This window comes from Flavobacterium segetis, assembly GCF_900129575.1.
In the GTDB taxonomy this organism is placed as follows: Bacteria; Bacteroidota; Bacteroidia; order Flavobacteriales; family Flavobacteriaceae; genus Flavobacterium; species Flavobacterium segetis.
The window spans coordinates 39,135-52,058 of record NZ_FQWE01000005.1 but is presented as its reverse complement, the minus strand read 5'-3'; the positions used below and the strand labels follow the sequence as shown (position 1 = coordinate 52,058).

The window sequence follows — 12,924 nt, the reverse complement described above, 5'->3', positions numbered from 1 at the left end:
TCTTACTATCCAAAGTGAAAAACAACGCGATAAAAAGATGCAACTTTAGACCATAAGACTCTAAAAATTTTATGAATACTATCAAAATATTTTGCCCAGCTACTATTGCAAACCTCTCTTGTGGATTTGATGTTCTTGGATTATGTTTAGAAACGGCTGGTGATGAAATGATTATTAGAAAATCAAGTGAAAAAGGAATTCGAATTACAAAAATTATTGGCGCCGATTTACCAATGGAAACAGAAAAGAATGTTGCGGGCGTTGCAGCTTTAGCAATGCTTGAAAAGGTTGAGACCGACTTTGGATTTGAAATTGAAATTTACAAAAATATAAAAGCAGGGAGCGGAATTGGGAGCAGTGCTGCGAGTTCAGCTGGAGCTGTTTTTGGAATTAATGAGTTATTAGGTCGTCCTTTTACAAGAAAAGAATTGGTGTTATTTGCCATGCAAGGTGAAAAACTGGCCAGTGGAAACGCTCACGCAGATAATGTTGCTCCTGCCCTTTTAGGCGGATTTACTCTTGTTCGCAGTACAAATCCATTAGATATCATAAAAATCAAAAGTCCATCAGAATTGTATGCAACGGTAGTGCATCCGCAAATTGAGTTAAGAACTTCAGATGCACGTTCAGTTTTAAAACAAACGGTCTCTTTAACAAGTGCAATTACACAATGGGGAAATGTAGGTGGATTAATTGCTGGTTTATACACAGAAGATTATGAATTAATTGGAAGATCACTTCATGATGAAATTATAGAACCGTTGCGAAGCGTTTTAATTCCCGGCTTTGATTTGATCAAACAAACTGCATTAGATAATGGTGCTTTAGGATCTGGAATCTCAGGTTCTGGCCCCTCTATTTTTGCTTTAAGCAAAGGAAAAAAAGCTGCTGAAAAAATTGCAAAAGCAATGAGTCAAATATATAAAAATATGGATTTACCTTATGAAATTCATGTTTCAAAAATTAATGATGAGGGAATAAAAGTTGTTATTTAAAATTTTTGATGAACAATTTTTAATTGTAGATCTAACCACGTTGATAGAAATTACAAATCGTTAATTTCTTTTCTAAAGTAAATGCATAGAATAAAATAATTTAAAAATTTTGATTAACAATTTTTAACTTCAGATTTACGACAGTACAATAAAATCACAAGTTGTTAATCCACACTCAATATCAAAATGAAATATTACAGTTTAAACCATAATGCACCAAAAGTATCTTTTCAAGAAGCAGTAATACAAGGATTAGCGAGCGATAAGGGATTATATTTCCCTGAAAGAATAGTTCCATTAACAGCATCTTTTTTTGATACAATCGAAAATTTGAGTAACGAAGAAATAGCTTTTGAAGCTATCAAGCAATTTGTAGGAGACGAGATCCCAGAAAATATATTGAAAGAAATCATTGCCGAAACTTTGTGTTTTGATTTTCCCATGATTAAGATCGAAAAGGATATTTATTCCCTAGAATTGTTCCATGGACCAACTATGGCTTTCAAAGATGTTGGCGCTCGATTTATGTCACGTTGCATCAGCTATTTTAACATAAAGAAAAAAGAAAGTAAAAATACAGTTCTAGTAGCTACATCAGGTGATACTGGTGGTGCAGTTGCTAATGGGTTTCTTGGTGTAAAAGGTATTGAAGTTATTATTTTATATCCATCAGGAAAAGTGAGTGATATTCAAGAAAGACAGCTGACTACATTAGGTCAAAATATAAAAGCTCTAGAAGTAGATGGCGTTTTTGATGATTGTCAAGATATGGTAAAAAAAGCTTTTTTAGACCCGGATTTAAAGTACAAAAATCTAACATCAGCAAATTCAATTAATATTGCACGCTGGTTGCCACAAATGTTTTACTTTTTCTTTGCATACAAAACATTAAAAAAACAAAACAAACCATTGATTTTTTCTTGTCCAAGTGGGAATTTTGGAAATATTTGTGCTGGAATCATTGCAAAAAAAATGGGATTACCTGTAGCACATTTTGTCGCTTCTACTAACGTGAATGATACGGTTCCACGGTTTTTAGAAAATGGTATTTACGATCCGAAACCGTCAAAAGCTACGATTTCAAACGCAATGGATGTGGGAAATCCAAGTAATTTTATTCGAATTCAGGAAATGTATCAAAATGATTTAGATCAATTTAAAAAAGATTTTTCCTCTTTTACTTTTTCTGACGAAGAAACCATCAAAGCGATGAAAATTATTTATGATATTGATGGTTATATATCTGAACCTCATGGCGCAATTGGTTATCTCGGACTAAAAAAAGAATTAAAAAATCAACAAAACGCAATTGGAATTTTTTTAGAAACAGCACATCCTATCAAATTTTTGGATATTGTTGAACCAGCATTACATGTAAAATTACCTATTCCTACTCAAATTAAAGGTGTTTTAGGAATAGAAAAAATGAGTACAAAAATTAAAACTTATGAAGAATTGAAAGCTTTTTTAGTTAATTAAAAATAGAATATATTATTAAGCTTTTAGAAAAATAACTGCATAAGAATCATTTCACAAAGCCACCCATTCACAGGTGAAATTTTTGCTGCAATGTCTACTAAACAAAAAACATATTCTTACAATTATAAAATCTTAATGTAATAGCTTGCTAATATATTCATCTTGATTTTCATTTTTTTTTAAGAGTTGTTTTAAGATAAACAACATGTTATTTAGCCTTGATAGTAGCGGCATCCTTTATATTTGGGTTTCAAGTATAAAGATATAGCGAATAGCACGACCAATTTTCTTGAGAAACTATTGTTATTTGCTCCTTGAAAAATAGAAAATAGATGATTTACAATAAAAGTTTTTAACTTAGAAAAAATCAAGCTAAACCTTTCAAAATTAAAAATTTACGTGAAAACTAAATTTGAAAACTGGTTAAAAAAATAAATTATTTATCAGCATTGATTTAGAGGTAATTTATAACTACTTTTGCAAAACTAAATAGGTCAATTTTTTCATTCCTCGAATGATTTAAAAAAGCGACTTATCTCACACAAAAAAACAAATCTTTAGGTAAAGCTAGTTTTATAAATTTATGTACAAAATAAGTTTAAAAATAGCAGTTTTACTTTAAGAAAAACTACCTGATAAAGTAGCTTCCCATATCAACTTAATTTATTAAAAAGAAGGAGAAAAAATTGTATGACGAATCATAGCATGAATGATGTTAGTTTTGAAATTGAATTATTAGACAAACACAAACAGTATATCAATCAGTATAAATCGAATGATTTTTACTGGGGAGTTGGTATCGAAAATGAGTGTTATTTGGAATTTGAAAAAACCCGTGTTGTAGACAAACAATTTTTATTGACAAAAGGACTTCACGAAAAGTACAGTGTCAATCATTTTAAGAATTATAAGGAAAATGTATTCGAAAATTCTCTACAGAAAATTTTATTAGATCATGATTATCATATTCCTGTTTTAATGAATTCACATTCATTTACAAAAACAGATGTGCATAATGTGCATGAAACATTAGATGCGATTGATAAAGAACCTAATCCAGCCTATTCAGGAGAGAGTATATTTGATAAATTACAAAAAAACAATAGATATTTTATAGATCAACTTCAAAAGAAATTCATTTTTGATGGTGACACCATAGAATTTGTAACTCAAGATTTTTATAAAAAAGATGTTGATTCTGTCATTGGAGAATTGGCTATAATTAAAAATGAATTTACCTCTAATCTGCAAAAAGCGATGGAAGAAGAGGATATATTTACTGAATTTGGTAAACTAAAAATTTGTTCTACAAATCATCCGTTTGCAATTTTTGTATCTAATAATGACCACTATTCTGTTTTTAATAACATGACGTATCACTTTAATTTAACGATTCCAACAGAGTTAAATACTAAAGGTGAGATTAAAGATAAACTAGATTTTATACAAAAGCACCAGCGTACGATTCGATTGTTTCAATGGTTGAGTCCATTGTTTATGATAAAATTTGGTTCATCTGATTATTTATCGCACCAAGACAGCACAGTAAACTTAACCAAAGCTTCGCAGCGTTGTGCAATGTCACGATATATTGGTATTGGTACTTATGATACTGATGTAATGAAAACAGGAAAGATAGTTCAAATGGATTTTACAGCGCATCCTATGCACGAAAATCCATTATGGTGGGTTAATCGTTATTCAAAAATATCAGATTACGAACAAATTGATAAAATTGGTCTAGATATCAATTTTCACAAACATAAAAATCACGGTATTGAATTTAGAATGTTTGATTATTTTGAAGAATCGCATTTGAAAGAAGTTTTGCAATTTCTTGTTTTCATCATGGATCATGCTTTGATGATCGAAGTTGATAATCCAATTTGTAATTTAGAATGGAACAACTTTACTTTTGAATCCATTGTTCACGGTAAAGAAACAATTGTACCTCAAGATTACATTGAAATTTTAGAAAAGATTTTACATATTGAAATCGAATCTAATGATCCAATTGAAATATACAATCAAATCTATCTCACTTTTCATGATACCTACTATGAAAATGGTTTTTGCAGTTCATTACTAATCAAGAAAGATGTAATTCTAGCGTAATACCAAATAGTAAATAAAAAAAGACTTCCTAGATGACTATTTTTAGGAAGTCTTTTTTTATAATTTTGATTCTATTTTTTAGATATAATGTTAGCTTAAGGAGCGGAAGTTAAGAATTAAAATGTTGTCTACAGTTTTTAATTTAATTAACTAAGAGTGACTTTTTTTCAAAGAAAAATAATTTAAATCTAATCGTGGTAATAAAAAATAGCGGATGAATATCCCTTTTCAGGATCTTGATTTGCCCACCAATCTTTCCGTTCTTCTGCAAAATAATTATAATTGTCATAACCGGCTTGTGATTGTAATGGATAAATTACTTTGCCATTTTTACGAAAGGCTTTATGGTCCTCCGTTTCTGGTACCACCACAACAATATGACCAGATTTATGAATTATAAAACGTTTAGCAGAAATAATTCCTATTCCACCATTCTCATTAACCATTTTTTGCAATGTATCTACATCACTAACTTTTTGCCAACCAAATTCACTAGACGACTCTACAAACCAATCATAAAGATAATTAGTGTAAAATGGCCTCACTGTGTCGTTAAAAATAAGTGAAACTTCATTTCCCTTCTCTAATTCGACAAGTGCTTTATCGGTCCATCTCAATCTTGGAATATACACTCTGTTAAAGAAACAGTAATCAAAGGCATAAACATTGCAATACGTATCAGATTCATCTTTCTCGTATCTATAGCTTTTTGAAACATTTAAAATTTCAATTATTTTCTCTATTGACTTTAGTTTTGACGCAACACTACTTAGATCTCTAAAAGGAATTGAGGAATCACCAATGGGCTTGTAGGTTTCAATTTTAGAATTTAAGCTTGATAATGAAGTTGCTTCAAAATTAGGAATTTCAATATCAGACTGTTTTAACAAATTTGAATCAAAAGGTTCTAAATCATCAGCAGCCACGTATCCCTCTTTATCGGTATTTAAAAGTTTAACTTTCCACAAATTGGATTCTGTTTTCTCAATTAATTTAACGGTATGCCTAAATGGGATTTTAGTTAAAATTGTAGAATTATTCATCGTCGGCGGCAAATCTGTAAGATCTGCGGACAAAGCTGCTACTCTATATTTCATAAGGATCTAATTTAACATCGAAATTATATAAAGCCAAATTACTAAAAAACAAACGAGAACACATTACAAAAAACTAGTATTTTTATAAAAAAATTAGATAAAAAAAATTAATTATTTCATTTACAATAAGTTATTGAAATTTGCTATACAAATTTTTAAAATTAAAAAAGCAAAAATTTTAAGATTTTATTATTAATTCAACAAGAAAATGCAGGCAAGAAAAAGTACATCATTGACATCTTTCTCTACCTTTGCATTGCAAGAAAGTAAAACATTCATTTTTCATGATTTCAAAAGCAATATTGGCAGACGTTCCCGCTCTAAACTCACTTATTAACTCCGCCTATCGGGGAGATACTTCTAAAAAAGGATGGACAACAGAAGCAAATCTACTAGAAGGGTCACGTACTACCGAACAAGAATTAGAACAAATTATTTATACTTCTAAAAACACACTCTTAAAATATACAGAAAAGGATTTCTTAATTGGTTGCGTTTTGTTGATTGAAAAACAGCAACAACTTTATTTAGGAATGTTAACTGTTTCTCCCGAATTACAAAATTCCGGTACTGGAAAGAAATTACTACAACAAGCAGAGCTTTTTGCAGCTGAAAAAGGATTATCAAAAATTATAATGACTGTGATCTCAGTAAGAGAGGAACTTATTTCATGGTACAAGCGCAATGGATATCACGATACTGGTGCACGCGAGCCTTTCCCAGTTGGCGATATTCACATACCAATATCAAATATTCCATTAGAATTTATCGTTTTAGAGAAGGAAATAAAATTTAATCGATAAGAATTCATTCAGTAGCACTATGTTTATCTACTGTAAAATCTCTTTGAAAAATACTTTTTACGATTTTTAACGAAGTAGCTTCACAAAAATCAAGTCCAGAATAATCAGGATTAAAACCGCCAATGTAAGGAATAGCCATAATGTAAATATGCTCGTTATACGCACCATATTTATCAAGAATTTGAAAATTATCATTGATGCTAATTCCCGAAACTTTTAGGAAATAATTTCCTTGATTATCGCTTTCTATTTCTGAGCTTCCATCTATAATTCCTTTCGCACCTGTATCAGGGTTGTGAAATCGTAATTGTGCAGGACTAATGATTTTTTGTTTTTTTAAACTTTCAAAAGGAAAGTCATCGAAAGATAAATGCGGTTGTCCAACACAATCGATAAAAGTTTTATGGTAGTCTGAATGAGAAACTCCATCTTCGTCAGTAAAATGATAAATAATCCCGTCTTTTTGCGGTTCTATATAGCTATCTTGACCAACCGAAATTAACGAAAGTATTCCAGCATCGTGAAGCGCCATTAATTCGACACATGATTTTTGTGGGACAAATGCAATTATAATTGAAATCAATGGCATTAACACTTTTTGAAGTCGTTGCATATCTTCAGCCGAAAAATGTTTTGCGGGATGATTCATTGCAAAACTGAGTACGGCAAGCATTTCTTTCCAGTACACTGATTCGTGTCTTTTTATCGATTTTTCTGCTTCTGCATATTCTGCTTTTAACAATAGAAAAGGATCTAAACGTAATCTTAATTCCATCATTTCATCCACAAATTCTTCAATTGACAAGTGTTTAATTTTTTGATAAAAATCAGGATCTTTTTTTATAAAAATATCTTTAAAATCTTTTTGAAAAAGATAGTCCAAAGATAAAAATCCATCGTTAGTTTTTCGATGTTCTATTATTTGTGCAGCTGTTAATAAAGAACTATTTGATAAATGCGAATCGTCCAAATGGAAACGAACTGCCGGCAGAAATCCACCTCTAGAATGCATAATCAACTTAAAATTTTGGCTTTGCTCATTTAATTTATAAGTAATATTTCCGCAGGAATCTTTGGCAAAAACCCCATTTTTTCTAGCTAAAGTTCGCACTGCATCAATAGCTGTCAATGAAGCACCTTTAATCGCTACAGCATGATCCAGCTCTAATTGTAATTTTTTTGGCGGATAAGGTGAATCAAAACATCCTTTGTATTTACCCTCTAAGCGCGATGGCCAGAAATGTCCGGTACAAATCACCACCTCATCAAATTTAACTTTATTGTTTTTAGTATAAATCCATACCGATTCATTTTCTAAATCATAGTGAATATCTAAAACTTTGCTTTTAAAATGAACTTCAGTATTGATTGCTATATTTTTAGCTTTTTGTAAGAGCATTTCAAATTGAGCGGATAAATAATATCCAAAGAGTAATCTTGGTACGACTTTGTATTCATTAAATTTAGTAAGATCAACATCAAAACGTTGTAGTAATTCAATTGGAACTGTATGCAACCATTTGCTAATAGAAATAACTAAATCAGGCGTTTCATTATCTGAGACATTTGTAATATGCTCATTATTCGCACCCGCACTACTATAAGGCATTCCAGATCCAAGTGTTGTACCGCTTTCAAAAATTTCAATTTCGATATTAGTATCGCCTGCCTCAACTAACCTTTTATATAGGAACAGTCCGCTTGGTCCACCACCTATTATAGCAATTCTTCTTTTCATTTATAATAATGAGATTTATTTAAAGTGCTTTAAAATTTGAATGTTTCAATTTGTGGTTATTTGTAACATCTCTTACACAATGCAAAAAAAATGTTAGATCAAAAGAGTTTGATTTTAAAATCATCATTTACGTTTGCAAATGATCGACCATTTAAAATACAGTACCACTTCCCAAACAAAATAACTGAATAAATTTATCTTAAAATTATAAAATTCATTCTGATTATTATAACATTGAAATACTTTTAAACGCTAAGAATTTGATTTTTTATATTCCAAAAAAATATCTGATCTGCTTTAATAATAATTTCTAATTTCTCAGAAATTAGGATCAACCTCAAAGATTTTTTTTTACGTCGTAATCATCGTTGTAAATGGAAATAAGATTAAAATTAGTAAGACATAGGATGTTTAAAAAAATCTTGATTTAGTAAATTCGCAGCACTGATAAACTTTTAAGTGCAATTCCTAGTTCAGGAATTTCTAAACGTCCAGTAAAGATTTAGGAGTTAGATGTTAAGAAGATACGTGTAAGTATGGGTGCTCACCTAAGAAACGATGGTGATTATGATTGTTTTGAACAAACTTGAAAAGTAAATCGCGCAGAACAAATCTTCAAATAAGCGATTTTTATCAATAGAAGTGCACTTCTAAAAGTGTTTATAAGCATTTTTTGGATGCTATTTCTAAGCAATATATTAATTTTTTAGTGGTCTTTACCTAGTTTTTGAGATAGGTACGTATATATCAAATGTTGCTCCTTCATTTATGATTCCACTAGCAGTGATGAATCCATCATGATTATCTACAATTCTTCTTACAATCGCTAGACCTATTCCTGTTCCATCGAATTTCTCTTTACCATGTAAACGCTGAAAAACTTCAAATATTTTTTCACTGTATTCTGATTCGAATCCTATTCCGTTATCTTTAAATTTAATATGGCAGTATTTTTCATCTGGTTTCAATTTACTATTTTTTAATTCAGAGCCTGTCGCGCTAAAACATTCTATAGTTATGACTGGAATATTATTTTCTCTCGTAAATTTTAGTGAATTACTAATTAAATTAAAAAGCATTTGTCTGAACTGAAAAGGAATAACTTCTACAGCACAATCGTTAATGATTGTTATTGCTATATCCTTGTCAACTAAATCCTGTTCTAAATCCTCCTTTACCTCTTCAACTATTGTTGAAAGTGTTGTTTTTTCAAATATTCGTTCTTGCACGCTTGTTCGAGAATAAGCTAACAAATCTTGTATTAGTGTTTGCATTCGATTAGCGGCATTTTGCATTCGTCGGAATTTATCTTTTCCTTTCTCAGTCAAATTATCAGCTTCAACCTCTTTTATTTGAGTGGCAAATGTTTGTATTTTCCGCAGAGGTTCTTGTAGATCGTGACTAGAAATATAAGCGAAGGACTGTAATTCCTTATTTAATTTTTCAAGGTCTTCGTTTTTCGTAAATAGTTCTTTTGTGCGCTGAGATACTTGTTTTTCTAATTCATTTGCAAACATTTTTTGATCCTGAATATCAGTACTTGTTCCCACCCACATCGTAATTTTTTCTTCCTCATCCCGCTGTGGAATTGCACGGCTCAACTGCCAGCGATAAGTCCCGTCACTTTTGCGAAAGCGGTGCTCAATTAGAAAATCTGTTTCAGTCGAAATCGCTTCTAACCATTTATGAGTGTTTTCTTTGAGTTCATCATCATGCACAATTGCTGACCATCCTCTATGTATGATTTCGTCTCTTGAAAGTCCCGAGTAGTTAGATACTGCTTGATTAAAATAATTTAGTTCTCCTGCTGGATTTGCAGTCCATACAATTTGGGGCATTGAATCAGCTAACAATCTAAATTTTTGTTCTCGTTCTAGTAATTGATTCTGAATAATTTTTTCCTCACTTACATCTCGCAATGTTCCTATTATGCGTACGGGTTTATTTTCTAAATCATAGAATACTTTGCCTTTAGCTTCAATCCAATGAATTACATCATCAACAATTGTTCTAATTTCATATTGCAAAGTACCCACTTTGAGAGCTGTTTTAAAAGCGGCTTTCCTGATATGTAAGTCATCTGGATGCATTTTACTTATTAATTGATCTGGATTTACTTTTTGTTGCTTTGTTAAACCTAAAATTTCAAGTGCCCGATCAGAGACTTTAGTTTCTTTAGTAAGTAAATCTAGCTCCCAAACTCCTAATTCACTGGCTTCAATAACGATATTTAGTCTTTGTTCATTTTCTTTTAAAGCACGTTTTGCAGTAAAGTTTGCCGTAACATCAGTGGCTATTGCCATGATTCCTGTAACTTCATTTCCTTCCTTTAAGGGATGATAAACAAAATTGAAATAGGCGACTTCTTTTTTGCCATAGCGCAACAAGGTTACAGGAAATTCGTAACCATAAAAAGGTTGCTCTGTTTCATAAATGTTTTTAATTATGGAACCTACTGCCTTCTCTGCCTCTACTAACGACTCAAATAAAGGTTTCCCTAAAAACTCAGCCTCAGTCTTGTTCACTAATTCTAAATAAGGTTCATTAACCATTTCAACAATATTGTTCTTACCTCTAAAAATGACCATTGCTACTGGCGCTTGATGCACTGCATCTCTAAAGCGCTTTTCGCTCTCTTCAATTTTTTGTTTTGCTTCGTGAAGTGCCGTAACGTCCGCAGCGGTGTTCATTACACCATATATTTCGCCATCTGAATCTAGTAATGGCGTAAAACTATAATTATAGTAAAAAGGTTTCAAAACTCCGTCTTGAACAATATTTACTCGCTGATTTTTTGCATGAAATGCAACTCCAGTAGTAAAAACATCACTAATTTGTCTATAAATATCTTGGCTTTCTAGTTCAGGCATAAGATCTTTGTACAGCATCCCAATTACTTTTGTGTTTTTACCCCAAGCGTCAATGATTGATTGATTGGCAAGTGTAATTCGCATTTCCTTACCGGTATAAACTCCTATTGGAAACGGTGCACTTTCTAGCAAAGAGCGAATACTTTGTTCACTTTTTTCAATTTCCTTTCGTGCTAAAACTTGTTCTGTCACGTCAAAACCAATACTCATAATACCGGTAGTCTCGCTGTTTTCATCAAATAATGGTTCATAAGAAAAATTCATATAAACAATATCTTCTTTACCAAAACGATTTAAAATTAAGGGAAGTTCAGTGGTTGCATAATGTATTCCTGTAGCACAAACATCATCCAAAAGCTCCTTAATTCCTTGCAATTTTAATTCAGGAAGCACATCAAAAATAGATTTATTCAAAACCTCTTCTTCTGTTTTACCCCAAAAAGCTAACGTGTTCTTATTAGCAATCTCAATTATGTAATCAGCACCTCTCATAATTGATATAGCAATGGGTGCTTGCAAAATCATTAATCGTAAATTATTTTCACTTTGTTCTAGTTTTTTTCGTGCAATGGTTTGCGCTGTAATATCCTCAACAGTCCCATTTAGACGGAAAGCTTCATTATTCTTATCAAAAAATACTTTGCCTTTAGCATGCAAAGTGATTTCTTGCTTTGAAACGGGATTTATGATATTATATACCATATCATAATTTCCACCTGATGAGTAATCTAAGGCCTTTTGTATAGCATTATAAACCTTAATTCTATCATTTTCAATAATTACACTCGTTGCATCACTTAAATCAATCTCTACATTGGATGTGAATCCAAACCAATCATTAAGACGAGCATTTGTAGAAAATTTATTAGTTTGTGGATTATAATCAAAAGTTCCTAATTTTGACGCCTCTATTACAAACTCAAGTTCATTCTTACTTTCTAAAAGAGCCTTTTCAGTTTCTTTTTGTTCTGAAATGTCAGTACTTGTACCAAACCAATTTACAATTTCACCGTTACTATTTTTCACTGGTAGCGCCCGACTTAAAAAATGACGAAATTCACCACTAGCACTTTTTATTGGATAGATCATTTCAAAAGGGATTCCAATTTGTAATGATCTATTCCACGCTTCTAATATTCCCGCAATATCTTCCTCTTTGTATACTGATTGCCAACCTCGACCTTGCATTTCTTCAAATGTAGTTCCAGAATATTCATACCATTTTTTATTACTCCAATATAAATCACCGTTTGCATGAGCCATCCAAGCCAAGTTTGGGATATTATCAGCCATAGCTTTAAATCGCTGTTCACTTTCTCTTAAATCCTCTTCCGCAGCTCTTTTTGTTGTAGTCTCTATTACGGTTATTAAAACACCACCTACTTTTCCATTTTCCATCCGGATTGGACTGTAAGCCAAATCAAAATAGCAATTTTCAATAGAACCGTTTCGATCTAGCGCTAATTTAAAATCGGATAAACCAGTAGCATTTCCACTCATCGCTTCATCTAATAGCGGCTGAATTGTTACCCATATTTCTTGAAAACTTTCATTTACCCTAGCTCCTAATGCATGCGGATGCTTAAGCATTCCTAAAATATTACGATAACTGTCATTGTAAATTTGTGTATATTCTTTTCCCCACGCAATAAACATCCCAAATGGATTATTTAGTACAACAGTTACCATTGTTCTTAAACTAGACGGCCAATGGTCAGGATGCCCCAGTGGGGTTTCAGTCCAATCCTTATTACGCATAAGTTCTCCCATTTCGCCGCCACCGCTCAAAAAGTAATGTGTATTATTTATGGTGCTCAAAAGATTTTT

At 31.6% G+C, this 12,924-nt stretch carries 7 protein-coding genes; 4 read left to right on the top strand and 3 right to left on the bottom strand.

Features of this window, described 5'->3' with window-relative positions:
- Positions 1-71 precede the first annotated feature (71 nt).
- From BUA99_RS08360 to BUA99_RS08350, 3 genes are all read left to right on the top strand, one after another.
- Complete coding sequence (locus BUA99_RS08360) at positions 72-995, top strand: homoserine kinase (RefSeq protein ID WP_072990754.1); 924 nt, start codon at positions 72-74, stop codon at positions 993-995.
- Between the two features lie 186 nt (positions 996-1,181).
- Positions 1,182-2,474, top strand: a complete 1,293-nt coding sequence (gene thrC / locus BUA99_RS08355; protein ID WP_072990751.1) for a threonine synthase — start codon at positions 1,182-1,184, stop codon at positions 2,472-2,474.
- Positions 2,475-3,164: 690 nt separating this feature from the next.
- A complete protein-coding gene (locus BUA99_RS08350; RefSeq protein ID WP_143151733.1) occupies positions 3,165-4,589 on the top strand; it encodes a hypothetical protein in 1,425 nt (474 codons plus the stop codon).
- Positions 4,590-4,777: 188 nt separating this feature from the next.
- Here BUA99_RS08350 and BUA99_RS08345 read toward each other — a convergent pair whose 3' ends face one another.
- Positions 4,778-5,686 (bottom strand): SH3 domain-containing protein, encoded by a 909-nt coding sequence (locus BUA99_RS08345; RefSeq protein ID WP_072990745.1) that lies wholly within the window; start codon positions 5,684-5,686, stop codon positions 4,778-4,780.
- 284 nt (positions 5,687-5,970) lie between these two features.
- On the opposite strand from BUA99_RS08345, the gene BUA99_RS08340 reads away from it, so the two are divergent.
- Entirely contained in the window at positions 5,971-6,489 is a 519-nt protein-coding gene (locus tag BUA99_RS08340) for a GNAT family N-acetyltransferase (protein ID WP_072990743.1), read from the top strand.
- 4 nt (positions 6,490-6,493) lie between these two features.
- On the opposite strand, the gene BUA99_RS08335 is transcribed toward BUA99_RS08340, so the two are convergent.
- Both BUA99_RS08335 and BUA99_RS08330 read right to left on the bottom strand, forming a co-directional pair.
- The gene (locus tag BUA99_RS08335; RefSeq protein WP_072990740.1) at positions 6,494-8,227 is read right to left on the bottom strand and encodes an FAD/NAD(P)-binding protein; all 1,734 of its coding nucleotides are present in this window, start codon (positions 8,225-8,227) and stop codon (positions 6,494-6,496) included.
- Between the two features lie 716 nt (positions 8,228-8,943).
- Positions 8,944-12,915 (bottom strand): PAS domain S-box protein, encoded by a 3,972-nt coding sequence (locus BUA99_RS08330; RefSeq protein ID WP_084673506.1) that lies wholly within the window; start codon positions 12,913-12,915, stop codon positions 8,944-8,946.
- Positions 12,916-12,924: the final 9 nt, after the last annotated feature.

Bases quoted from the DNA above. Each gene is read 5' to 3' on its own strand.
- BUA99_RS08360 (WP_072990754.1), top strand. From the start codon at position 72: ATGAATACTATCAAAATATTTTGCCCAGCTACTATTGCAAACCTCTCT.
- thrC (WP_072990751.1), top strand. From the start codon at position 1,182: ATGAAATATTACAGTTTAAACCATAATGCACCAAAAGTATCTTTTCAA.
- BUA99_RS08350 (WP_143151733.1), top strand. From the start codon at position 3,165: ATGACGAATCATAGCATGAATGATGTTAGTTTTGAAATTGAATTATTA.
- BUA99_RS08345 (WP_072990745.1), bottom strand. From the start codon at position 5,686: ATGAAATATAGAGTAGCAGCTTTGTCCGCAGATCTTACAGATTTGCCG.
- BUA99_RS08340 (WP_072990743.1), top strand. From the start codon at position 5,971: ATGATTTCAAAAGCAATATTGGCAGACGTTCCCGCTCTAAACTCACTT.
- BUA99_RS08335 (WP_072990740.1), bottom strand. From the start codon at position 8,227: ATGAAAAGAAGAATTGCTATAATAGGTGGTGGACCAAGCGGACTGTTC.